This window comes from Henriciella aquimarina (genome assembly GCF_002088975.1).
GTDB classification, from domain to species: Bacteria; Pseudomonadota; Alphaproteobacteria; order Caulobacterales; family Hyphomonadaceae; genus Henriciella; species Henriciella aquimarina.
The window spans coordinates 109,259-132,441 of record NZ_NCST01000038.1 but is presented as its reverse complement, the minus strand read 5'-3'; the positions used below and the strand labels follow the sequence as shown (position 1 = coordinate 132,441).

Annotated in this window: 19 protein-coding genes; 10 read left to right on the top strand and 9 right to left on the bottom strand. The window is 64.9% G+C overall.

Annotated elements, in window-relative coordinates:
• Positions 1-9: 9 nt before the first annotated feature.
• The 5 genes from B8784_RS05985 to B8784_RS05965 form a co-directional block, all read right to left on the bottom strand.
• Entirely contained in the window at positions 10-3,615 is a 3,606-nt protein-coding gene (locus tag B8784_RS05985) for a hydantoinase B/oxoprolinase family protein (RefSeq protein WP_084396685.1), read from the bottom strand.
• Positions 3,612-4,835, bottom strand: a complete 1,224-nt coding sequence (locus tag B8784_RS05980) for an Nramp family divalent metal transporter (protein ID WP_084396684.1) — start codon at positions 4,833-4,835, stop codon at positions 3,612-3,614. The genes B8784_RS05985 and B8784_RS05980 overlap by 4 nt, the downstream gene beginning before the upstream one ends.
• Before the next feature lie 79 nt (positions 4,836-4,914).
• A complete protein-coding gene (locus tag B8784_RS05975; RefSeq protein ID WP_084396683.1) occupies positions 4,915-5,535 on the bottom strand; it encodes a response regulator transcription factor in 621 nt (206 codons plus the stop codon).
• Positions 5,535-6,674 carry a sensor histidine kinase gene (locus tag B8784_RS05970; RefSeq protein WP_084396682.1) on the bottom strand — a complete coding sequence of 380 codons (1,140 nt, stop codon included), beginning with the start codon at positions 6,672-6,674 and terminating at the stop codon, positions 5,535-5,537. The genes B8784_RS05975 and B8784_RS05970 overlap by 1 nt, the downstream gene beginning before the upstream one ends.
• 117 nt (positions 6,675-6,791) lie before the next feature.
• The gene (locus tag B8784_RS05965; RefSeq protein ID WP_143435319.1) at positions 6,792-7,055 is read right to left on the bottom strand and encodes a hypothetical protein; all 264 of its coding nucleotides are present in this window, start codon (positions 7,053-7,055) and stop codon (positions 6,792-6,794) included.
• 197 nt (positions 7,056-7,252) lie between these two features.
• On the opposite strand from B8784_RS05965, the gene ccoN reads away from it, so the two are divergent.
• From ccoN to feoB, 10 genes are all read left to right on the top strand, one after another.
• Positions 7,253-8,902 carry a cytochrome-c oxidase, cbb3-type subunit I gene (gene ccoN, locus B8784_RS05960; RefSeq protein WP_143435325.1) on the top strand — a complete coding sequence of 550 codons (1,650 nt, stop codon included), beginning with the start codon at positions 7,253-7,255 and terminating at the stop codon, positions 8,900-8,902.
• Positions 8,903-8,917: 15 nt separating this feature from the next.
• Positions 8,918-9,685, top strand: coding sequence for a cytochrome-c oxidase, cbb3-type subunit II (gene ccoO / locus B8784_RS05955; RefSeq protein ID WP_084396679.1), 768 nt, complete (start codon positions 8,918-8,920; stop codon positions 9,683-9,685).
• Between the two features lie 11 nt (positions 9,686-9,696).
• A complete protein-coding gene (locus B8784_RS05950) occupies positions 9,697-9,858 on the top strand; it encodes a cbb3-type cytochrome c oxidase subunit 3 (protein WP_084396678.1) in 162 nt (53 codons plus the stop codon).
• On the top strand, positions 9,851-10,738 hold the full coding sequence (gene ccoP, locus B8784_RS05945; protein WP_084396677.1) for a cytochrome-c oxidase, cbb3-type subunit III: 888 nt from the start codon (positions 9,851-9,853) through the stop codon (positions 10,736-10,738). Before B8784_RS05950 ends, ccoP begins: the two co-directional genes overlap by 8 nt.
• An 11-nt stretch (positions 10,739-10,749) precedes the next feature.
• Positions 10,750-12,204 (top strand): cytochrome c oxidase accessory protein CcoG, encoded by a 1,455-nt coding sequence (gene ccoG / locus B8784_RS05940; protein ID WP_084396676.1) that lies wholly within the window; start codon positions 10,750-10,752, stop codon positions 12,202-12,204.
• 2 nt (positions 12,205-12,206) lie between these two features.
• Positions 12,207-12,722, top strand: a complete 516-nt coding sequence (locus tag B8784_RS05935; RefSeq protein WP_084396675.1) for a FixH family protein — start codon at positions 12,207-12,209, stop codon at positions 12,720-12,722.
• Positions 12,719-14,944: a heavy metal translocating P-type ATPase gene (locus B8784_RS05930; RefSeq protein ID WP_233355992.1), complete on the top strand. Its 2,226-nt coding sequence runs from the start codon at positions 12,719-12,721 to the stop codon at positions 14,942-14,944. The genes B8784_RS05935 and B8784_RS05930 overlap by 4 nt, the downstream gene beginning before the upstream one ends.
• Complete coding sequence (ccoS, locus tag B8784_RS05925; RefSeq protein WP_084396674.1) at positions 14,941-15,090, top strand: cbb3-type cytochrome oxidase assembly protein CcoS; 150 nt, start codon at positions 14,941-14,943, stop codon at positions 15,088-15,090. The genes B8784_RS05930 and ccoS overlap by 4 nt, the downstream gene beginning before the upstream one ends.
• A 183-nt stretch (positions 15,091-15,273) precedes the next feature.
• Entirely contained in the window at positions 15,274-15,507 is a 234-nt protein-coding gene (locus B8784_RS05920) for a FeoA family protein (RefSeq protein ID WP_158085601.1), read from the top strand.
• On the top strand, positions 15,504-17,384 hold the full coding sequence (gene feoB / locus B8784_RS05915; RefSeq protein WP_233355991.1) for a ferrous iron transport protein B: 1,881 nt from the start codon (positions 15,504-15,506) through the stop codon (positions 17,382-17,384). Before B8784_RS05920 ends, feoB begins: the two co-directional genes overlap by 4 nt.
• 92 nt (positions 17,385-17,476) lie before the next feature.
• On the opposite strand, the gene B8784_RS05910 is transcribed toward feoB, so the two are convergent.
• Genes B8784_RS05910 through B8784_RS05895 form a run of 4 tightly spaced genes read right to left on the bottom strand, consistent with a single transcriptional unit; the run spans position 17,477 to position 23,165 of the window.
• Positions 17,477-18,106 (bottom strand): peroxiredoxin, encoded by a 630-nt coding sequence (locus B8784_RS05910; protein WP_084396672.1) that lies wholly within the window; start codon positions 18,104-18,106, stop codon positions 17,477-17,479.
• A gap of 54 nt (positions 18,107-18,160) precedes the next feature.
• Entirely contained in the window at positions 18,161-19,534 is a 1,374-nt protein-coding gene (locus B8784_RS05905; protein WP_084396671.1) for an MBL fold metallo-hydrolase, read from the bottom strand.
• A 48-nt stretch (positions 19,535-19,582) separates the two neighbouring features.
• The gene (locus B8784_RS05900) at positions 19,583-21,394 is read right to left on the bottom strand and encodes a SulP family inorganic anion transporter (protein ID WP_084396670.1); all 1,812 of its coding nucleotides are present in this window, start codon (positions 21,392-21,394) and stop codon (positions 19,583-19,585) included.
• Between the two features lie 22 nt (positions 21,395-21,416).
• Positions 21,417-23,165 (bottom strand): bifunctional protein tyrosine phosphatase family protein/NAD(P)/FAD-dependent oxidoreductase, encoded by a 1,749-nt coding sequence (locus tag B8784_RS05895; protein ID WP_084396669.1) that lies wholly within the window; start codon positions 23,163-23,165, stop codon positions 21,417-21,419.
• Positions 23,166-23,183: the final 18 nt, after the last annotated feature.

Sequence of the window (23,183 nt, the reverse complement as noted above, 5' to 3'; positions counted from 1 at the left end):
GGGGCCGCCTCAGCCATAACCGCCGCCACCCGGCGTTTCGATGATGATCATGTCGCCCGCTTTAAGGGCGATGGTGGCGATGCCTGACACGTATTCGGACGTGCCGTCCTTTTGCGTGACGGACTGCGTGCCGGTCTTGCCCGGCGCGCCGCCGTCCAGGCCGAAGGGCGGGGTTTTCCGAGAAGATGAGACGAGCGTGGCGGTAGTGTCGCTGAGCGCCCGGATTCGCCGCACCGCGCCATCGCCACCAGTGTGTTCGCCCGCGCCGCCGGAGCCGCGCCGCACTGCGAACGCTTCGACCCGCAGCGGGTAGCGAAGCTCCATGATCTCCGGATCGGTGATGCGGGTATTGGTCATGTGGGTGTGGACGGCAGACGCCCCGTCAAAGCCCGGCCCGGCGCCTGAACCGCCGCAGATGGTCTCATAGTACTGATAGTCTTCATTGCCGAAGAGGAGGTTGTTCATCGTGCCCTGCGAGGCCGCGCTTGCCCCGAGCGCGCCGAGAAGGACATTGCAGACGGCCTGGCTCACCTCGGTATTGCCCGCGACCACCGCGCTGCCATGCGAGGGCGACAGGAAGGAGCCCTCGGGAATGACGAGCTTCAGCGGGCGCATGCAGCCTTCGTTCAGCGGCAGGTCGTCCTGCACGAGGCAGCGGAAGACATAGAGCACCGCCGAGCGGGTCACGACGGGCGGGGCGTTGAAATTGCCGGGCCGCTGCGGGCCGGTGCCGGTAAAGTCGATCGTGGCCGAGCGGTTGTCGTGATCCACACGGATCGCGACAGTGAGCGGCAGGCCGTCATCCATCTCGATGCGCATCTCGCCATCGCTCAGCCGGTCGATGACGCGGCGCACGCTCTCCTCGGCATTGTCCATGACATGGCGCGCATAGGCCGAGACGCCCGGCCAGCCATAGCGCTCGATCATGGCGATCATGTCGCGGGCGCCGGCTTCGTTGGCCGCGATCTGGGCGCGGATGTCGGAGATATTGGCGTCCGGATTGCGGGCGGGCCAGAGCGCACTTTCCAGCAGTGCGCGGAAGGCGTCTTCCCGGAATGTGCCGCCCTCGCGCAGCAGGAAGTCGTCGATCACGACGCCTTCCTCATCGAGCCGTGTCGCATCCGGCGGGGTTGAGCCCGGCGTCAGCCCGCCAATGTCGGCATGATGGCCGCGATTGCCGACGAAGAAGCGGATATGCTCGCCCGCCGCGTCGAAGACCGGAGCGATGACCGTGACGTCGGGCAGGTGGGTGCCGCCATTGAACGGGTTGTTGAGGGCGATCATGTCGCCGGGCTTCAGGCTGTCGCCGCGCGTGCGAAGAACCGTGCGTACACTCTCGCCCATCGCGCCCAGATGGACCGGCATGTGCGGAGCATTGGCGAGCAGCCCGCCCTCGGCGTCGAAGACCGCGCAGGAGAAATCCAGCCGCTCCTTGATGTTCACGCTGGTGGCAGTGTCGCGCAGCACCGCGCCCATCCGCTCGGCGACCGCCATGAACATGTTGTTGAACAGCTCCAGCAGCACCGGGTCAGGTGTGGCACCGGCCTCGATGGCGCCCCGCGCAACGGCGGCGGCCCGGCGCAGGACAAGCTCACCACGCTCTGCGACCTCGGCGCGCCAGCCGGCATCGATGACGGTGGTCTGGGTTTCCTCGACGATGAGGGCCGGGCCGGTCAGCGTCTGGCCGGCAAGCAGCTGGCGGCGCTCGTAGACTGGCGCGGTATGGTCTTCGCCCGCGCTCCAGAGCTGTGCTTCGGCGACAGGGGCGGGGGCTTTGCCTTCGCCGGGGGCTAGACGCGGCAGCTCGGCGGTCGTGCCGGGGCGGACAGCTTCGCTGACCACGCCCTGCATGACGACGCCGCGGCCCGGTGTGGTGAAGCCGAACTGGCGCTGGTGGCTGGCTTCGAAGGCTTTGCGCATCGTGTCGGCATTGGCAAAGGGGACGTCTATGGTCGTGTCCGTGCCGTCATAGCGCAGCGACGCCGATTGCTGCCAGGTGATCCTGCCGCCGCCGAGGCGGCTTTCCTGCGCGTCGCCCAGCTGGCCGAGCGTCTCTTTTGCACGGGCCACGGAGGTGTCCGACAGTGTGTCCTCGACAGAGGCCCGGCGAATGTCGATCTCGTCGGCGAGCCCGATACCGAGCGCCGAGAGCACGCCCGCAAAGGGGTGGATGATGACGGTGTCGATGCCAAGCTCCGCAGCAACGAGACAGGCATGCTGGCCGCCCGCCCCGCCAAAGGCCTGCAGCGCGAAGCCGTCCGTGTCGCGCCCGCGCTCCAGCGTCACCTTGCGGATGGCAGCGGCCATGTTGGCGACGGCGATCTGCAGGAAGCCGGTGGCGACGTCGTGCGGTGTCTGGGGCTGGCCGGTCTCGGTTTTGATCTGCGCAGCCAGCGTCTCGAAAGTCTCTTCGACGGCGGCCTTGTCGAGCGGCTGGTCGCTGTCGGGGCCGAAGACGGGCGGAAAGTGGTCCGGCTGGATGCGTCCGAGCAGGATATTGGCGTCGGTGACGGTGAGCGGCCCGCCCCGGCGATAGGCGGTGGGGCCCGGATCGGCGCCGGCGCTGTGCGGGCCGACCTGCAGCCGGCCCTGTTCGAAGCGCAGGATCGAGCCCCCGCCGGCGGCCACGGTATGAATGTCCATCATCGGCACGCGCAGGGGGGCGCCGGCGACCTCGGTTTCGGTGACGCGCTCGAAGGCGCCTTCATAGACGGCGATATCGGTCGAGGTGCCGCCCATGTCGAAGCCGATCACCTTGTCGAAGCCGAGTGTTTCGGCCGTGCGTGCGGCGCCGACCACGCCCCCGGCGGGCCCGGAGAGGACGGCATCCTTGCCGCGGAAGGCATGGGCTTCGCTAAGCCCGCCATTCGACTGCATGAAATGGAGGTCGACCCCGCCGAGCTTCTCTTCCAGCGTGCGGACATAGGCGGCGAGGACCGGGGTCAGATAGGCATCGGTGACGCTGGTCGCGCCGCGGGCGACAAGGCCGGTGAGGGGATCAGCTTCGTGGCTGAGGGTGACTGTCTCGAATCCGGCTTCTCTGGCGAGGGCGCCAAGCTCGACCTCGAGGGCGGGAAACTTCCAGGCATTGATGAGCGCGATGGCGCATGCCTCCAGCCCGGCGGCGCGGGCCTCGGCAAACATGCTGCGGGCACCGTCGCGGTCGAGCGGGGCGAGCGCCTCGCCATCAATGCCGGTGCGGGCGTCGACTTCGCGGACCATGTCATAGAGCGGGGCGGGCTTGCGGATATCGAGATCGAACAGGCGCGGGCGGGCCTGGCGCCCAATGGCGAGCAGGTCGGCAAAGCCGGTGTTCACCACAAAGAGCGTGCGCGCGCCCTTGCGTTCCAGCAGGGCATTGGTCGCGACCGTCGTGCCGATACGGACATCGCCGATGGCGTCGGCAGGCAGCGGCGCATCGGCCTCGAGCCTGAGCAGGCGGCGCATGCCCGCGACGGCGGCGTCGTCATAGGCGTCGGGGTTTTCGCTCAGCAGCTTGGTGATCTCGAAGCGGCCATCCGGCTTGCGGGCGATAATGTCGGTGAAGGTGCCGCCCCGGTCGACCCAGAAGCGCCACTGGCCTGTGGCCGGTGTATCTGGTGATGAGAGGTTCATCCGGTCGCCCGCTCGAAAGCCAGCCAGAGGGCGCGCGCACCGAAGCCCATTGTGATGAGCACGATCAGCCCGCCGGCGATGTTGGCGAAAAGGCCGTTGGCATGCTCGCCCAGTGCCGAGCGGCGGTTCATGATCAGGAGCAGGAAGACCGCCACGATGGGCAGGAGCAGGCCGTTGGCCGCCTGCGCGGCGATGATGAGCGAGACAGGATTGAGCCCGAGCAGGGCGATGCCGGTGCCGATGGCCAGAATGGCAAGCGCAATCGCGCGGAAGCGGTTGAGGCTGGCTGTGCCGGTCTGGCCGGGCATGATCTCGGTGAGGGCATAGGCGGTCGCCATGGGCGCGGTGATGGCAGATGTGAGCCCCGCGGCAAAGAGGCCGGCGCCGACAAGGTAGCGCGCCACCGGGCCGAAGGCCGGCTCCAGGGCGATGGCCATTTCGCGGGCGCTTTCAACCTCGATGCCGGACGCAAACAGGCTGGCGGCGGCCGTCGACAGGATCAGGATGGAGACCAGTCCACCAAGCCCGATGGAGATGGCCGCATCCTTGCGTGCGGCCCCGGCTTCGCCCGGTTCATGCCAGTGACGCTTGGCGGCGGCGGCATGCAGGAAGAGGTTGTAGGGCACGATGGTGGTGCCGATCAGGGCGATGGCCGTCAGCAGGCCGCCTTCGGGGATTTGTGGCACAAGTCCCGCGGCGAGACTGCCAAGGTCGGGGCGGACGATGATGGCGCTGGCGGCGAAGGCGAGGCTCATCATGAGGACGAGGGCGACCAGGATGCGCTCGATCGCCTTGTAGCGGCCGATGATGAGGACGCCCGCCGCAGTGACCGCGATCAGGCCGACCAGCCAGCGCCGGGCGCCTTCGCCGGTCAGCGCTTCCATGCCGAGGACGCCGCCAATGATGTTGCCGCTCTCATAGGCGGCATTGCCGACCGCAAGCGCGATGACGACAAGCCCACCCGCCATGAGCTTCAGGAGCGGGCCCGGCATGGCTTCGAGCAGGGCCTCGCCCAGCCCGCGGCCGGCGCCGGCGCCCAGCCGGGCGGCCATGTCCTGCAGGATGATGGTGGCCACGGTCGCGAAGACCAGCGCCCAGACGAGCGCGAGGCCGAAATTGGCCCCGGCGAGCGTGCAGGTCGTGACCGTCCCCGGCCCGATAAAGGCCGCGGCCACCAGCGTGCCCGGCCCGAAATTGAATCTGGATCTGCGGTCTGTCATTCAGCCCCGGCGCCAATGCTTGCCCGTTCCTGTGTAGCGGTGACGGCGGGCGGCACAAGAGCCGGAACGGGTCTCGCGCCTAGCCGCCGAGGCCGGCGGCAAAGGCGATACGAAGCGCGGAGGACAGATTGTCCACGCCGAGCTTCTCCATCATGTTGGCGCGGTGGATCTCGACGGTGCGCGGGGAAATGTCGAGCGAGTTGGCGATGGCCTTGTTGGTCAGCCCGTCGACCAGCCCTTCCAGCACTTCGGTTTCGCGCGGTGTGAGATGGGCCAGGCGTTTTTCCGCGTCGGCCTTCTGCAGCGATCCCATGGAGCGGTTCTTCTGTTCTTCGAACGCATCTTCCAGCGCGTTGAGAAGCACCTGTTTCTCATACGGCTTCTCGACGAAGTTCATGGCGCCGGCCTTCATGGCCTGCACTGCGACCGATACGTCGCCATGCCCGGTCAACACGACCACCGGCATGTCGACACCGCGGGCATTCAGCTCCTTCTGGACGGCAAGGCCGCTCATCTTGGGCATCTGCACGTCGAGCAGGATGCAGCCGGTTTCCATGCGCGGCAGGTCATCGAGGAAACTCACGCCATCCTTGTGTGTCTGGACGCGGTAACCGGCCAGGCGCAACATGAAACTGGCGGAATGGCGAATGGCTTCATCATCGTCGACGAGATGAACGAGGGGTTTGTCTGATTCACTCATTAATCTTCTGAGGGGTCTTGTCTTTCTTCGGCCTTTTCCAGGGTGAACACGAAGCGTGTGCCGCCTGTCTCCGCAGGCATGGCTTCGATCGTGCCGCCATGAGCTTCTATTATCGTCTTGCAGATGGATAGTCCAAGCCCCATTCCGGTCGTTTTCGAACTGGCTAGCGGCTTGAAGAGGTGTTCGGCGACATCCTTGGAGATGCCGGGCCCGTTATCCTCGATCGAGATCATGACAAGACCGCTATCGGCTGTCTCGGCATGGATCTTTATGTGCCGGTCGGATTGGTCGGCCATGGCCTCCAGGGCGTTGCGGACGAGGTTGATGACGACCTGCTGGATCTGGATCGGATCGGCCAGAACGCTGGAAACATCTTCCTCGACGCTGACCTCGATGCGGCCCGGTGAGCTGCTGGTTTCGGCATGCACCAGCGCCACGGCATCGCCCAGCAGCGGGACGAGCGGGGAGGGGCGTTTCTCGATCTCGCCGCGCGAGACATAGTCTCTCAGCTTGCGCACGATCTGGCCGGCGCGAACCGATTGCTTGGCGGCTTCGTCCAGCGCCTGCTGGACCATTTTCATCGTGTCGGGATCGGGCGAATTGAGCAGGTCGCGGGCGGCTTCCAGATAATTGGTGACAACCGTCAGCGGCTGGTTGAGCTCATGCGCGAGCGCCGAGGCCATGGTGCCGACGGAGCTCAGGCGCGAGAAATGCACAAGCTCTGCCTGCAGGGCCTTCATCCGCGATTCGTTTCGCCGCTGTTCTGTCAGGTCCCGCATGAACGCCGTGAAGAGATAGTGGTCGCCGATCTTTGCTTCGCCGATCTTGAGGTCGATCGGGAAAAGAGTGCCATCTGACCGGCGCGCGGTGACCGTGCGGCCGATGCCGATGATGCGGCGCTGACCCGTGCGGAGGTAGCGCATGATGTATTCGTCGTGCTGCGCCTTGTCGGTCGGCGCCATGAGGATGCTGACATTCTGCCCGAGCAGCTCATTGGCCTCATAGCCGAACAGCGCTTCCGCCGCGCGGCTGAACGCGGTGATGATGCCGGCATCATTGATGACGACCATGGCATCCGGCACCGATTGGAGAATCGACCGGAAGTGCTGATGGAGCGCGTCAACGTCCATCTCCGCCATATCGTATATCAGTTCCTGCCGAACCAGCGCACGCACCTCCGCCTATCCACGCTATGCAATGCGCCAAGCGGGGGCAGGAGGTCAACATGTGCTGTATAGACGGCGGGAGGATTGTGGTCATTTGCCGCTAGCCCGGAGAAGCGCGAAGCGGCGGATCGAGTGGATGAACGGGCTGACGATCATCAGGCCGATGCTGCCCAGCAGCACAGGGCAGGCCATGCAGTGCATGCCGAAAAACCCGGTCCCGGCCGGGCCGGCCCCGCCCGATGACGAGCACCAGGCCAGCTGCATGATCTCGGCGCGGGCATGATGCTCCAGCACCGTCGGCAGCGCGGCGGCGGCAAGAATGAACCCGGCAAGAAATACAGTCAGACGAAGCATGGTCGTGGTCTCCTCTTCGGCCGGAATAAGCCACGCTGCGACAGGCTGGCCCATACGTATGACCCCTTATGTTGGCTTTTGACGCACTCATTTATTCCCTCGCTCATCAATGGAACGCCCCATTCAGGCTGCAGGTGCGGCTGGGGAGAAGACTGAGGGGAAACCTGGTGAGCACTGCCACACTCAAGCGGGGCGGGATGGACAACAGCACGGCAAGCGTTGCAGGCCTGCTGGGCGTCTTTGCCATCCTGTCCATCTATATCGCCGCTAACGCCATGGACCGCCTTATGGGCGTTCATGCGACCATCTTCCTTTTTGCGCTCGCTGCCTGGCTGGTCGGGATCGGCCTCTGGGCCGGCAAGCTCGAGGGGCGCGACCCGTTCGACGAGACCAAGTATGAAGATACGCTGGTCAAGTTCGGCGTTTTCGCCTCGATGTTCTGGGGTATTGCCGGCCTTCTCGTCGGCATCGTCATCGCCCTGCAGCTGACCTGGCCGAATCTCTTCTATTTCGAACAGTGGGGTTTCACGAATTTCGGGCGCCTGCGGCCGCTGCACACCTCGGCGGTGATTTTTGCGTTTGGCGGTAACGTCCTTCTGGCCACCAGCTTTCACGTCGTCCAGCGCACCACACGCGCCCGCCTCTTTGGCGGCATGTGGCCATGGTTCGTCTTCTGGGGCTACCAGCTCTTCATCGTCCTGGCGGCCACCGGCTATCTGATGGGCGTTACCCAGTCGAAGGAATATGCCGAGCCGGAATGGTATGCCGATCTGTGGCTGACCATTGTCTGGGTCACCTATCTGATCATCTTCCTGGGCACGCTGTGGAAGCGCAAGGAGCCGCACATCTATGTGGCCAACTGGTTCTACCTGTCCTTCATCGTGACCATCGCGATGCTGCACATCGTCAACAACCTGTCGCTGCCGGTGTCGCTGGCCTCGTCCAAGAGCTACCAGCTCTTCTCCGGCGTCCAGGACGCGCTGACCCAGTGGTGGTATGGCCACAACGCCGTCGGCTTCTTCCTGACGACCGGCTTCCTGGCGATCATGTACTATTACATTCCGAAGCGGGTGAACCGTCCGGTCTATTCCTACCGGCTGTCCATCGTGCACTTCTGGTCGCTGATCTTCATCTATATCTGGGCCGGTCCGCACCACCTGCACTACACCGCGCTGCCGCAATGGGCGCAGACGCTGGGCATGACCTTCTCGATCATGCTGTGGATGCCCTCCTGGGGCGGCATGATCAACGGCGTGATGACCCTGTCGGGCGCCTGGGACAAGCTGCGCACCGATCCGGTGGTCCGCATGATGGTCGTCTCGCTCGCCTTCTACGGCATGTCGACCTTCGAAGGCCCGCTGATGTCGGTCCGCGCGGTGAACTCGCTCAGCCACTACACCGAGTGGGGCATCGGCCACGTGCACTCGGGTGCGCTCGGCTGGGTCGGCTTCATCTCCTTCGGCGCGCTCTACTGCCTGACGCAGTGGCTCTGGAAGCGCAAAAGCCTCTACTCCATCGCGCTGGTCGAATGGCACTTCTGGCTCGCGACCATCGGCATCGTCTTCTACATCGTGTCGATGTGGTTCGCCGGGATCATGGAAGGCCTGATGTGGCGTGCCTATAACGAGTTCGGCTTCCTCGAATATGCCTTCGTGGAAACCGTCGAGGCCAAGCACATCAGCTACATCATCCGTATGGTGGGCGGGCTGCTCTACTTCAGCGGTGCCCTGATCATGGCCTACAACCTCGTCCGGACGGCGATGGGCCATGAGCGCATCAACCAGCCCGCCGACGCGCCTGCTGTCAGCAACCCGCCGGCGGCTGCCTCCCTCCAACCTGCCGAATAGGAGCCTGTGAAGACCATGGGACTTCTCAACAATCACGGCGTCCTTGAACGCCACTCGCTTATCCTCACGATCGCCATCCTGATTACGGTGTCGATCGGCGGGATCATCCAGATGGCTCCGCTCTTCTATATGGAGAACACCATCGAGAAGGTGGAAGGCATGCGCCCCTATACCCCGCTCGAAGTGGCCGGCCGCAACATCTATCTCCGCGAGGGCTGCTATGTCTGCCACTCGCAGATGGTGCGCCCGCTGCGTGACGAGGTGGAACGCTATGGCCACTATTCGCTGGCTGCGGAGTCGATGTACGACCACCCCTTCCAGTGGGGCTCCAAGCGGACCGGGCCGGACCTGGCCCGGGTCGGCGGGAAGTATTCCGACGAGTGGCATGTCGACCACCTGATCGACCCGCGTGCTCTGGTGCCGGAATCGATCATGCCGCCCTATGCCTTCCTCGCGGAAAAGTCTCTTGATTACGACAACATAGAGGCGGATCTGAAAGCGCTGCGCATGGTTGGTGTTCCCTACACCGATGAGATGATCGAGAACGCCAAGGCCGACCTCGTCGCCCAGGTGGACCCGGAGGCCTATTTCGACGAGCAGGATGCGCTGACGGCCCGCTATACCGAAGCGTCCGGCCGTGAGGGCACCGTCCAGATCCGTGACTTCGACCTCGATCCGGACCGGATCACCGAGATGGATGCGCTCGTCGCCTATCTGCAGATGACCGGTACGCTGGTGGATTTCTCCACCTACGAAGCCGAAGACCTGATGAACCGGCGCTAAGGAGGATATCCGTGTACGAACATCTTTCCCGTTTCGCGCAAACCGGCGGTCTGATCTACTTCTTCGCGATCTTTGCCGTCGTTCTCGTTTACGCCTTGTGGCCGCGCAATCAGAAGCGCTTCGACGAGGCTGCCCAACTTCCTCTTCAAGACCGGGAGCCCGGAGATGAGTGACCATAACAAGGATATCGATCAGCCGACCGGGGTCGAAACAACCGGCCATGAATGGGACGGCATCAAGGAGTTGAACAATCCGCTCCCGCGCTGGTGGCTCTACATCTGGTACGCCACGATCGCCTTCTCGCTGGTCTACATGGTCATCATGCCGGCCATTCCGGCCCTGCCGGGCCTTGGCACCAATACGCGCGGTATCGGCGGCCATTCCGACCGGGTGAACGTTGCCAACGAGGTCGAAGCGCTGCGCAGTGCGCGGGCCGAGGAAGGCAGCATGCTCGTCAATGCGAGCCTGTCGGAAATCCAGACGGACCGCTCGCTGCAGCAGTTCGCCATGGCGGCCGGCGAGAGCGCCTTCGGCGACAATTGCGCGACCTGTCACGGCGCTGGCGGGCGGGGCGCCAAGGGCTATCCGACGCTGGCCGACGATGTCTGGCTCTGGTCGGGCACGCTGGACGGCATCGAGCAGACCATCCGTCACGGCATCCGCCACGAGGAAGATCCCGAGACCCGGTTCTCGGCCATGCCGGCCTTTGGCCGCGACGGGCTGCTGACCACCTCGCAGATCGATGATGTGGTCAGCCATGTCCTGCTGATCTCGGGCCATGATGAGGTTGATGAAGACGCCGCCGCCCGCGGGGCCGACATCTTCGCGGCCCAGTGCGCGACCTGCCACGGCGATGAAGGCAAGGGCGACCGCTCTGTCGGTGCCCCGAACCTGACGGACCAGAACTGGCAGTTCGGCAGCGAGTATCGTGACATCTACAACACCGTCTACAATGCCCGGAATGCCCACATGCCGGCCTGGGGCGAGCGTCTGGACGATGCCACGATCAAGTCGCTTGCCGTCTATGTCCACTCGCTTGGTGGCGGAGAATAGGCGCCAGACCCATGAACCGCGTTTCCCTCATATCGTCCAAATCCCCGCCGCCCGTCCCGCCGCCGCAGGACCTCTATTCCAAGCGGAAGCAGATCTATCCGAAGCTTGCCCACGGCAAGTTCCGGACGGTGAAGTGGGCGGCGATGGCGATCCTGCTCGGCATCTACTACCTCGTGCCCTGGCTGCGCTGGGAGCGTGGGGCAGGGGTGCCGGACCAGGCCGTGCTCGCGGACTTTGGAGGGGAACGCTTCTTCTTCTTCGGCATCGAGATCTGGCCGCAGGAAGCCTATTACCTCGCCGGCCTGATGATCCTGGCGGCGCTTGGTCTCTTCCTGGTGACCTCGCTGTTCGGCCGGGTCTGGTGCGGCTATGCCTGCCCGCAGACGGTGTGGACCGACCTCTATATCTGGGTCGAACGCGCCTTTGAGGGCGACCGGGCCAAGCGCATGCGGCTGGACCATCAGCCGTGGAGCTTCAACAAGGCCTGGCGCAAGGTCGGCAAGCATATTGTCTGGCTGATCATCGCCTTCCTGACGGGCGGGGCCTTCATCCTCTACTTCCATGATGCGCGGATGATCGCCCAGACCTTCTTCATCGGTGAGGCGCCGCTCTCGGCCTACTGGTTCGCCGGCATCCTCACCTTCACGACCTATGCGCTCGCCGGCACAATGCGCGAGCAGGTCTGCACCTATCTCTGCCCGTGGCCGCGCATCCAGGCCGCGCTCACCGACGAGCACGCACTGAACGTCACCTACCGCTATGACCGGGGCGAGCCGCGCGGTCCGCTGCGCAAGGGCGAGGGCTGGGACGGCCGTGGCGACTGCATCGACTGCAAGCAGTGCGTCCAGGTCTGCCCGATGGGCATCGACATTCGCGACGGCTCGCAGCTGGAATGCATCCACTGCGCGCTCTGCATCGATGCCTGCGACGAGATGATGAAAAAGGTCGGCCGTCCGACCGGGCTCATCGCCTATGACACCGATGTCGCTGTGGCGCAGCGGGCCGTGGGCGAGACACCGAAATACCGGCTCGTCCGTGCGCGGACCGTGCTTTACGCCTTCCTGATCGTCTCGATCGCCTCGCTGATGGCCTTTGGCCTGTTCAGCCGCGGTACGTTCGAGGTGAATGTGCTCAAGGACCGTTCGCCGCCTTATGTCCGCCTCTCGAATGGCGATATCCGCAATGGCTATACGCTGAAGCTTGTCAACAAGTCGGGCGAGGCGCGCGAGATGCTGCTGCTGGCCAGCGGGATCCAGGGCCTCGAGATCGAAGTGGTCGGCCTGGAGGACACCGCGGACGACCGGCTGATCCTGCCAGTGGCCTCTCACGGCGTTGACCGCTACCGCATGCTGGTGACGGTGCCCGAGGGCAAGGCTGACGGGCGGCAGTATTTCCGCCTCACCCTCACCGACACCGCAACCGGCGAGGTTCACACCAACCGCACATCCTTCATGGCTGGAGACTGATCATGGCGACTTCCCCTCAATACCGCCAGGACCCCGATGCAAAACTCAAGGGCTGGCATGTCCTGCTCATCATGCTCGCCTTCTTCGGGGTGATGTTCACGGTAAACGGCTTCTTCGTGTATTCGGCGGTGACCAGCTTCCCCGGTGAGGATGTCGAGAAGTCCTATCTCCAGGGCCTCAACTACAATGAAAAGATCGAGGCCCGCCATGCCCAGGACGCGCTTGGCTGGACCATGCGGGCCGGGCTCGTCGGCGAAGGGTCTTCTGTCCTGCGCGTCGAGGCGGCAGACGAGGGCGGGGCGCCGCTCTCCATGCTGGAGGTAAAGGCCACCCTGCGCCGGCTGGCCACGACGGCGAGCGATACCACCGTCACCCTGACGCCCGTGCGCGGGCACCGGGGCAGCTATGAGGCGACCCTGCCTGAACTCGCCAGCGGCCAGTGGGATATCGAGATCGAAGCCCGGTCGACGACCAGCGATGCGGCCTTCACCGCGAAGAAGGTGGTGAGCGTCTCATGAACGCCATGACGGATATTCCCGCACAGGGCTGTCCGAGTGGCCTGGCGCCCGCATCGCAGGACAGCCAAGGCGATGTGTCGGCGTTCGTGACCACGAAGAAAGGCCTGAAAGCGCTCAGCCTTTCAGTGCGCGGGGCGAAGTGTGGGGGCTGCCTCTCCAAGATCGAGGGCGCGGTAAAAGCGCTGCCCGGCATCAGCGAGGCGAGGCTCAACCTCTCCAATGGCCGCTTCGATGTCACCTGGACCGGGTCGCTGGACGCCAACCGGATTGCCGCGACCGTCTCCGATCTCGGCTATGGCGTCTCGGCTTTCGATCCGGATCGCGGCGAGGAAGCCGCCAAACGCGAGGAGCGCGACCTGCTGATCGCCATGGGCGTGGCGGGCTTTGCCGCCGCCAACATCATGTTGCTCTCGGTCTCTGTCTGGGCCGGGCATGGCGAGATGGGCGAGACGACGCGGCGGGCCATGCATGCCATTTCCGGTGCGATCGCGCTGCCGGCGGCGGCGTTCTCCGGCCGTGTCTTCTTCAAGTCTGCCTGGAACGTGTTGAAGCGCGGCCATGCCAATATGGATGTGCCGATCTCGCTGGCCGTCCTGCTGGCGCTTGGTGTCAGCGTGGCGGAGACGATCCGGGGTGGCGAGCATGCCTATTTCGATGCCTCGGTCATGCTGCTCTTCTTCCTGCTGATCGGGCGCTTTCTCGATGCCCGCCTGCGCCGGCGCGCGCATCTCGCCGCGCATGACCTCGCGGCGCTGCAGTCGCGCTCGGTCACCCGGCTTGAGGCCGACGGCACGGCGCGCTCGGCCAAGGCGAGCGAGATTGCCGCTGGCGACATGATCCTGGTCGCGCCTGGCGAGCGCCTGGCGGTCGATATGGATATCGTCGAGGGCACGGGTGAAGTCGATGAAAGCTTGGTGAGCGGCGAAGCGCTGCCGCGTGCCATCGCGCCGGGCAGCCGCCTCTTTGCGGGCACGGTCAATCTGGGCCAGTCGATCCGCGGGCGCGCCATCTCACCGGCCGCCGACTCGCTGCTGGCTGATATTGCCGGTATGCTGGAAGCAGGCGAGCAGCGCCGCTCCAGCTATCGTCGGATCGCCGACAAGGCGGTCTCGCTTTACGTGCCGCTGGTTCACACCACCGCCGCGCTGACCTTTATCGGCTGGATGCTGGCCGGCATCGGTGCGCGCGAGGCGCTGATGATCGCGGTCTCGACGCTGATCATTACCTGCCCCTGCGCGCTCGCGCTGGCGGCGCCTGTCGTTCAGGTCGTCACCTCGGGCCGGCTCTTCCGCAAGGGCGTTTTCCTGAAGTCCGGAGATGCGCTGGAGCGGCTGGCGACCTGCGACCATGTGGTGTTCGACAAGACCGGCACGCTGACGCTCGGCGAGGCCGAACTGGTGCCCGGCTCTGCGCCACAGGACCTTGTCTTGCGGGCCGCCCGTCTGGCGCGGGCTTCGCGTCATCCGCTGTCGCGCGCGCTGGTGAAGGCCGCCGGGGCGGGACAGGTCGCTGCCCATGTGACGGAATATCCGGGCCTCGGGCTCGAAGCAGAGATTGACGGGGTTCGCACCCGGCTCGGCTCGGCTGAGTGGGCCGGCGCCGGCGAAGCCGCCGAGGATGGCAAGCTGCACATCTGGTACAGCGAAGCCGGCGGTCCAGCGCACCGGTTCGACTTCGAGGATGCTTTGCGGCCGGGCTCCGAGCAGCTTGCCGAACAGCTGAAGGCGCGCGGGCTCAGTCTTGAAATCCTCTCAGGAGACCGTGAACCGGCTGTGGCCGATGTCGCCAACCGCCTCGGTGTGTCGCACTGGACGGCCGGGGCGAGCCCCGCCGAGAAGGCCAAGCGGCTCGAAACACTGCGGGATGAAGGCCGCAAGGTCCTGATGGTGGGCGATGGGCTCAACGATGCCGGCTCGCTCGCGCTGGCGCACGCCTCGCTCGCGCCCGGCGGGGCGATGGATGTCAGCCAGTCGGCGAGCGATGCGGTCTATACCGGCGCGGGTCTCGACGCGATCCTCAGCATTGTCGACATGGCGCGCGGCGCACGTCTGCGCATGCTGCAGAATTTCAGCCTGGCCGCGCTCTATAACATGATTGCCGTTCCGGTCGCGGTGGCCGGGTTCGCGACCCCGCTGGTCGCGGCGATTGCCATGTCGTCCTCGTCCATTATCGTGACGCTGAACGCGATCCGTCCGGCTGTGTGGAAAAGGCGCGCATCATGAGTGTGCTGATCTATCTGATCCCGATTGCGCTCGGCCTTGGCGGGCTGGGGCTGCTGGCCTTTATCTGGGCAGCAAGGAGCGGGCAGTTCGATGACCCGGACGGGGCGAAATACCGTATCCTGATGGATGACGACGAGCCGATGTAACGAGTTTTTGGCCTGCCTCACAGGCAGGCTGTCGCCGGATCGAACGCCCTTTTCCTCCCATGTCGAAGACTGTTTTTATGCAGGGCTGTGTCACTTCGCTGCATGTAAATAAGAACTATTTGCAGATATATTTTCTTGTAGAGTCTTGACCGTCTTCAAACGAATAAATGGGCCATCCTTACCGTGACACTCGACAGCCTCACCTTCGGCCAACCGGCCACCATTGTCGCCATTTCCGACACCGATGCCCTGCTTGAAATGGCGCTGCGCGAGATCGGGTTTGCCGAGCGCGATACGGTTGAGCTCATGCACACCGGCCCGCTCGGCCGCCGGCCACTCTGCTTCCGTCTGAACGAGACGCTGGTGGCGCTGCGCCTCGATGAGGCCCGGGCCATCACGATCGAGCTGGCAGAATGACGGTGCTGGCTGACGATCGCACCCGGGAAGAGCAACCGGCGGCTGAAGCGGGAACGCGCCGTATGGTGGCGCTCGTCGGGCCGCCCAATTGCGGCAAGTCCACCCTGTTCAACGGGCTGACGGGCGGTCGCTCGAAAGTCGCCAACTATCCGGGCGCGACGGTGGAGGTCCGCGCGGGCGCCATGACGCTGCCCTCTGGCCGCGAGATCACCCTGTACGATCTGCCCGGCATTTACGGCACCGCCTCGCGCAGCAAGGATGCCGATGTCGCGCTCGAGGTCATTGGCGGGCAAAGTGCGACCGTCTCGCGCCCCGACCTTCTGCTCGTCCTCGTCGAGGCGGCGACGCTCAGGACCCATTTGCACACCGTGCTGCAGGCGCGCGAATTCGGCCTGCCCATGATCGTGGTCGTCAACATGATCGACCTCGCCGAACGCGACGGCCTCGAATTCGATCTCGACGCTCTCTCGCGTGAGATTGGCGTGCCGGTCGTGGCCTGCCGGGCGACGCGTTCGGCTGGACGGGCCGCCCTTGTCGAGGAGGTCGAGGCGCGGCTGGATGACCTGGAGTCCGCCCGCCCGAATCTGGACGAGACCATCCCGCTCAAGACGCTGCAGGCCGAGGCCCGGCGCATGGCGAAGGCGGCGATCGTGTCCGAGCCGCTTGGCAATATGATGACCCGCAAGCTGGACCGGGTCCTGCTGCATCCCTTCGCCGGCCCGCTGATCCTGTTCAGTCTGCTCTTTCTCGTCTTCCAGGCGGTGTTCTCCTGGGCGACGCCGCTCATGGACGGCATCGAGGCCGGCATGGGGCTGCTGCAGACCAGTGTCGCCACGCTGCTGCCGGAGGGCTGGCTGGCCGACCTGCTGACCGACGGCATCATTGCCGGGGTCGGCAGTGTCATTGTCTTCCTGCCGCAGATCGTCATCCTGTTCAGCTTCATCCTGCTGCTGGAAGCCTCGGGCTATATGGCGCGCGCGGCTTTCCTGATGGACGAGCTGATGATGCGGGTCGGGCTGAACGGCCGGGCCTTCATACCGCTCCTGTCGAGCTTTGCCTGCGCCATTCCCGGCATCATGGCGGCCCGCGTGATCGGCTCGGAGCGCGATCGGATCACCACCATCCTGATCGCGCCGCTGATGACCTGTTCGGCGCGGCTGCCGGTCTACACGCTGCTGATTGCCGCCTTCATCCCGCCCACCTCGGTCGGCCCGTTCGGGCTGCAGGGACTGGTCATGTTCGGGCTCTACATGTTTGCCGTCATCAGCGGGGTCACGGTGGCTTTCGTGCTGAAACGCACGCTGACGGCGGGCGGCGTGCAGCCGCTGATCCTGGAGCTGCCGAGCTACAAGGTGCCGAATGCTGGGGATTTCTTCGCCGGGCTCTGGATGCGCGCGAGCGCCTTCCTGCGCCGGGCCGGGACGATTATCCTCGCGACCTCAATCGGCCTCTGGTTCCTGGCGAGTTATCCGGCCAGTGCCGGCAGCTTGCGCGAGACCTTTGCCGGCCAGATCGGTGCGCTGATCGAGCCCATCCTGGCGCCCATCGGTTTCAACCTGGAAATCGCGATTGCGCTTATTCCCGGCTTTGCCGCGCGTGAAGTCGCGGTTGGCGCACTGGGCACCGTCTATGCCGTGCAGGGCGGGGAAGAGAATATCCAGGGTCTGGCGGCGGTGCTGCAGAATGCCTGGAGCCTGCCCACGGGGCTCGCCTTCATCGCCTGGTATGTCTTCGCCCCGCAATGTTTCGCGACGCTGGCCACCATGCGCCGGGAAACCAATAGCTGGGCGTGGACAGGCTTCGGCTTCGCCTACCTGCTCGGGTTGGCCTATATCGCGGCGGGCGCGACCTACTGGATCGCCAGCGCGCTGGTCTGAGCCCTTTCAGCGGACAAAAAAAGGGGCGCGTGCTCTCGCGCCCCAGGGGTGATGACCGGGCCTTCGCAAGCCCGGCCATTCGGTAGCCTGCGCTATTTGACCTCGGTCAGGCGCAGATACGGACGGACCTCGTCCCAGCCTTGCGGGAACATGGTGCGGGCGGTCTCATTCGTCACCGACGGCGGAATGATCACCTTCTTGCCCGGCAGCCAGTCGGCCGGCGTGGCGACCTTGTACTTGTCGCCGGTCTGGAGCGCATCGATGACGCGCAGGATCTCGTCGAAGTTCCGGCCGACGCTCATCGGATAGGTCATGGTGAGGCGGATCTTCTTCTCCGGGTCGATGATGAAGACCGAGCGCACGGCAGCGGTTTCACTCTCACCCGGATGGATCATGTCATAGGCCTGGGCGACCTTGTGCTCGGTGTCGGCAATGATCGGGAAGGTCAGGTCGGTGTTCTGCGTGTCGTTGACGTCATCGATCCACTTGATGTGGTCGTCCACAGAGTCGGTCGACAGGCCGAGCGGCTTCACATTGCGCTTGGCAAAGGCTTCGGCCAGCTGGGCGGTGCGGCCCATCTCGGTCGTGCAGACCGGGGTGAAATCGGCCGGGTGGCTGAACAGGAAGACCCAGCTGTCGCCGGCCCACTCATGGAAGGAGAGATCGCCCTTCGAGGTCGGGATGGTGAAGTCAGGGGCTGTATCGCCAATTCTGAGAGACATGACACGGTCCTTTCTTATGTTGTGTCGTCAGGAGGAAACTCGATTGCTCGCGGGTCAGCCGCCGCCGCTTTCTGTCTCGCGGCCGTCTGCCGTCCAGGCTTGGTAGGAGCCCATGAAGACATCCACGCCCGTGTGACCGCAGCGCTTGAGGGCCGAGGCGGCGAGGGTGGCGCGGGCGCCGCTGCCGCACATCACGGTGGTGCGGGCCGGCAGGTCCGGTCCGTCGCAGCCTGCCATGACGTCGCCGGCATAGAGATGCTTCGAGCCGGGGATGTGCCCGCCTTCGAATTCCTCGATCGAGCGGACATCGAGCAGCGCCCAGTCGGCGTCGCCGGCTTTCAGGCGGGCGGCGACCTCTTCGGTGTCGACAAGCGGGATGCTGGCGAGCTTTTCACCGCCGGCGGCCATGCCGACCGGGGCCAGCGCGGCGCCGACGATATTGTCGAAGCCGATGCGGCAAAGGTGCCGGGCGGCGGCTTCGGCCTCGCCGACGGACTCCGCGATCAGGCCGATCTTGTCATCGCGTCCGAGGAACCAGCCGCCGAAGGCTGTGATCATCGAGACGGGCAGGGCCTGGCTCGCCGCGACATGGCCGCCAAGGTGCGAGGTGATGGGGCGGACATCGAGCATGTGGTCGGGCTGGGCCTTGCGCAGCTCGCCAAGCGGCAGGACCTTCAGCGGGGCCGGCGCGGTGCAGGCCGGCGCGCCCGACAGGTTCAGCTGTTCCATCAACTTGAAATAGGGCGGCTGGTAGTGGTGCTCGTTGACCTTGGCCTCGATGAAGGCCTCGCGGCTGGAGATCTTGAGGCGGGGATTGTTCTTGCGCTCATGCCCGATGGTCGAGAATTCGCGGTCGGCCATGCCGGCACCACAGGCCGAGCCGGCCCCGTGGGCCGGATAGAGGATCGTCTGGTCGCCGAGGCTGACCAGCTTCTGCAGGCTGTCATAGAGCTTGCCGGCGACTTCTTCCGGGCGGTCGGGATAGAAGTCGGTGCGTCCGACATCCCCGACGAAGAGCGCATCCCCGGTAAAGACGCCGGCGGCACCGTCGGGATAGGCGGTGTCGTAAATGGCGATGGAGATGGAGTCGTCGGTGTGGCCGGGCGTTTCCATCACCTCGAGCTTGAGGGCGCCTAGGTCGACGGAGAAACCCTCTTTCACCGTCTCGGCATAGGTGATGTCATCGGCGGCATTCGGACCGTGATAGACCTTGGCGCCGGTGATCTCTGCCAGGGCGCAGGCGCCCGAGACGAGGTCCTCATTGCGGTGGGTTTCGAAGATGTGGGCGATGCGCACGCCATTCGCGCGCGCGGTCTCGAGGTAGACCTCGATGTCGCGCCGGGGGTCGATGACGGCGGCGAGGCTGCCATCGCCGATGATGTAGGAGAAATGGGCAAGGCCATCTGTCTTGATCTGTTTCAGGAACATGAGAGGGAAGCTCCTTTCTTCAGGGGCGGGTTTGCGGCCTGGTTTGCCTCATCGCTGAGGGTCCAGGCCGGCGAGTTTCTGTGACGGGCAGGGCGAGTCGGCCGGCATCGTTGTCGGCGCGCTCTTCTCGAAGGCTGATCTGGCGCAGTCGGTGTCGAGGTCCTGGATGGCCTCGTACTGGTGGAGGTAGACCTTGCCGGTCAGCTCCTCGAGGAAATGGGTGCGCTTCAGCCGGTCCATGACAGGCCCTTTGACTTCGGAGAGGTGCAGCGTGACGCCGGCCTCTTTCAGGCGCTGATTGATCGCTTCCAGGCTTTCAAGCCCGCTGGCATCGATCCGGTTTACCGCCGGGCACATCAGGATCAGATGCTTCAGGTCCGGCCGGTTGCCGAGCACGCAGTAGACGGTGTCTTCCAGGAAGCGCGCATTGGCGAAATAGAGGCTTTCGTCGATGCGGATGGTCAGCACCTTGTCGGAAGTAACCACTTCGTGGCGGTTCACGTTCCGGAAATGGTGTGTCCCCGGCACCTGGCCGACGAGGGCGAAATGCGGCCGGCTGGTATTGTAGAGGTGCAGGAAGAGCGACAGGGCCACGCCGATGGTCACGCCAAGCTCCACGCCGGAGAAGAGGGTGACGATAATGGTCGCTGCCATGGCCGCGAAGTCCGAGCGCGAATAGGCCCAGACCTGCCGGATCGCCTTCAGGTCGACCAGTGACAGGACGGCCACGATGATGGTCGCAGCCAGTACGGCCTGCGGCAGGAAGTAGAGATAGGGCGTCAGGAACAGTGTTGCGAGCGCGATGCCGACGGCGGTGAAGGCACCGGCGGCCGGTGTCTCGGCCCCGGCATCGAAGTTGACCGCCGAGCGGGCGAGGCCGCCGGTCACGGGATAGCCGCTCGAAATGCCGGCCGACATGCTGGCGGCACCGAGCCCGATCAACTCCTGGTTGGGATCGACACGCTGGCGCCGCTTGGCCGCCAGGGTCTGCGCAACAGAGACCGACTCGACAAAGCCGATCAGGCTGATCAGGGCGGCCGAGCCAAGCAGCTGCAGCCAGATGTCATGGTCGAAGGCGGGCAGGCCGATGGCCGGCAGGTTGCGCGGCACGTCATGCAGGATGCGCACGCCGTCCTCGTCGAGACGCAGAAGCGCGACGGCGAGGATGCTGGCGACGACGGCGAAGACCGGGCCGGTGCGTGTCGCGATGGTGGCGGCTTTTTCGGAGAGGCCGATCCCGCGCAGCATAGGCTTCAGGTATTTTCGCGCCGAGAAGAGGAAGGCGAGCGAGGCCACGCCGATGATCAGCGTCGGAATGTTCGTTTCCCCGATATGACGGCCGAGCTCAACGAGGATCTCGAAGAGGTTATGCCCGCCGGCATCGATGCCGAGAATGTGCTTCAGCTGCGAGGCGGCGATGATGATGCCCGACGCCGTGATGAAGCCGGAGATGACCGGGTGGCTCAGGAAGTTCGCGAGAAATCCCATCCTGAAGATGCCGAGGATAAAGAGGATGGCCCCGGAGAGCAGCGCCAGGATGACGGCCGCCTGGATATAGGCGTCCGAGCCTTGCGCGGCGATCTTGCCGGCGGCAGCCGCTGTCATCAGAGACAGGATGGCCACCGGGCCGACGGCCAGCGTGCGGCTTGTGCCGAAGACGGCATAGGCCACCAGCGGCAGGATGGAGGCATAGAGACCGACCTGCGGCGGCAGGCCGGCCAGCATGGCATAGGCCAGCGATTGCGGGATCAGCATGATCGTGACGATGACCGCAGCGATCAGGTCATTGATCAGCGTCTCGCGCCGGTATTCCCGGCCCCATTCCAGAATGGGGAAATATTTCGATGGCCGGAATGACATGTGCTCTTGCCTCTACGCCCGCTCAGGCGGCCTTGTTCTTGTTGCTATCGCTGAAGTCGCAGGCCTCCTGGGCCTCGTGCGCGGCCGGGCGGTGCGGTAGCACTTTCGGCTTCACCAGCGTCTCCTTGCCCTTCAGCATCATGTCGAAATAGATGTTCGGCAGCATCTTCTCCTTGAGGAACCAGGCCGCGCGGGTCGGTTTCTCGCCATTGATGAGCCATTTCGGAAGCGACGGTTCGAGTTTGCCGCCATAGCCGAATTCCGCGAGCACGATCTTGCCGCGTTCGACCGTCAGCGGGCAGGAGCCATAGCCGCTATAGACGGCGGTGGGCGCCTTGCCATCAAGGGCGCAGAGCACGTTGTGCGCGGCGACCGGGGCTTGCTTGCGCACGGCGGCGGCGGTTTTCGCATTCGGCGTCGAACCGGCATCGCCCAGCGAGAAGATGTTTCCGTACTGATTGTGCTGCAGTGTCTCGGCGTCGACATCGACCCAGCCGGCCTCATTGGCGAGCGGGCTCCGGGCGACGAAGTCCTGCGCGGTCTGGGGCGGGCAGACATGGATCATGTCGAAGCCCTGCTCCTGGCGGGTAACGTTGCCGTCGGCATCCTTGACATCGAACCAGGCTTTCTTCGCCGGGCCGTCAATGGCTACCAGCGTCTGGTTGAAGGCAAGGTCGATGCCGTAAGCTTTGATGTATTCCATCAGGGCCGGGACATATTCCTTCACACCGAACAGCGCGCCGCCGGCATTGTGGAAGCTGACATCGATATCCTTCAGCACGCCGCGACGCTTCCAGGCATCGCAGGCGAGATACATCGCCTTTTGCGGGGCGCCGGCGCATTTGATCGGCATGGGCGGCTGGGTGAAGAGCGCCTTGCCGCCCTTCAGCGACTGGACGAGCTCCCAAGTATAGGGCGCCATGTCGAAAAGGTAGTTCGAGGTGACGCCATTCTTGCCGAGGGTGTCGCGCAGGCCCTCAATGCCGTCCCAGTTCAGCTTCAGGCCGGGGGCGACGACGAGGATGTGATAGCCGATGCGCGTGCCGTCCTCGAGCACGACCTGGTTCTGCTCCGGTTCGAAGCCCTCGCAGGCGGTGCGGATCCATTTGACGCCTTTCGGCATCAGCGACTGCATGCTGCGCTCGGTCTGCTCGCGTTGGAAGACGCCGCCGCCGACCAGGGTCCAGCCGGGCTGGTAGTAATGTTCGGCGCGGGGCTCGACGATGGCGATGTCGACATCGCCGCGGCGCTTGAGAATGCTGGCGGCCGTGGAAATGCCGGCCGCACCGCCGCCGATGATCAGCACATCATGGGTCTGCGAGGCGCGTGGGGCAGCGCGCACGCCACTGCCGGCCTCGGCGGCGGTCAGCCGCTGCGTCAGCCCGGAAAGGTCATATCCCGCGCTTTCGGCGGTCTTGAGGATGGCCTCTACCGAGAGGTGGCCGGCCTGCGAGAGGGCCCAGAGGCTGGCCGATCGGGTGCCGGTTCGGCAATAGGCCAGCGTCGGGGCCGGGAGCTCGCGCATGGCGTCTGAGAAGTCGGCAATATCCTCATCGGTGATATTGCCGGGCGTCACCGGGAGGTATTGGACACGCAGACCATGGCGGCTGGCGGCGGCTTCGATCTCTGTGTGATCGGGCTGGTCGCTGCTTTCCTGGTCCGGCCGGTTGATGATGATGGAGCGGTAGCCCTTTGAGGCGGCTACGCCTACATCCTGTGGCGTGATCTGCGGCGATACCGACAGATCGGGGGCGATGGTCCTGATGTCCATTTGAGGGGTCCTCCCGGC

Bases quoted from the DNA above. Each gene is read 5' to 3' on its own strand.
- B8784_RS05985 (WP_084396685.1), bottom strand. From the start codon at position 3,615: ATGAACCTCTCATCACCAGATACACCGGCCACAGGCCAGTGGCGCTTC.
- B8784_RS05980 (WP_084396684.1), bottom strand. From the start codon at position 4,835: ATGACAGACCGCAGATCCAGATTCAATTTCGGGCCGGGCACGCTGGTG.
- B8784_RS05975 (WP_084396683.1), bottom strand. From the start codon at position 5,535: ATGAGTGAATCAGACAAACCCCTCGTTCATCTCGTCGACGATGATGAA.
- B8784_RS05970 (WP_084396682.1), bottom strand. From the start codon at position 6,674: ATGGCGGAGATGGACGTTGACGCGCTCCATCAGCACTTCCGGTCGATT.
- B8784_RS05965 (WP_143435319.1), bottom strand. From the start codon at position 7,055: ATGCTTCGTCTGACTGTATTTCTTGCCGGGTTCATTCTTGCCGCCGCC.
- ccoN (WP_143435325.1), top strand. From the start codon at position 7,253: ATGGACAACAGCACGGCAAGCGTTGCAGGCCTGCTGGGCGTCTTTGCC.
- ccoO (WP_084396679.1), top strand. From the start codon at position 8,918: ATGGGACTTCTCAACAATCACGGCGTCCTTGAACGCCACTCGCTTATC.
- ccoP (WP_084396677.1), top strand. From the start codon at position 9,851: ATGAGTGACCATAACAAGGATATCGATCAGCCGACCGGGGTCGAAACA.
- ccoG (WP_084396676.1), top strand. From the start codon at position 10,750: ATGAACCGCGTTTCCCTCATATCGTCCAAATCCCCGCCGCCCGTCCCG.
- B8784_RS05935 (WP_084396675.1), top strand. From the start codon at position 12,207: ATGGCGACTTCCCCTCAATACCGCCAGGACCCCGATGCAAAACTCAAG.
- B8784_RS05930 (WP_233355992.1), top strand. From the start codon at position 12,719: ATGAACGCCATGACGGATATTCCCGCACAGGGCTGTCCGAGTGGCCTG.
- ccoS (WP_084396674.1), top strand. From the start codon at position 14,941: ATGAGTGTGCTGATCTATCTGATCCCGATTGCGCTCGGCCTTGGCGGG.
- feoB (WP_233355991.1), top strand. From the start codon at position 15,504: ATGACGGTGCTGGCTGACGATCGCACCCGGGAAGAGCAACCGGCGGCT.
- B8784_RS05910 (WP_084396672.1), bottom strand. From the start codon at position 18,106: ATGTCTCTCAGAATTGGCGATACAGCCCCTGACTTCACCATCCCGACC.
- B8784_RS05905 (WP_084396671.1), bottom strand. From the start codon at position 19,534: ATGTTCCTGAAACAGATCAAGACAGATGGCCTTGCCCATTTCTCCTAC.
- B8784_RS05900 (WP_084396670.1), bottom strand. From the start codon at position 21,394: ATGTCATTCCGGCCATCGAAATATTTCCCCATTCTGGAATGGGGCCGG.
- B8784_RS05895 (WP_084396669.1), bottom strand. From the start codon at position 23,165: ATGGACATCAGGACCATCGCCCCCGATCTGTCGGTATCGCCGCAGATC.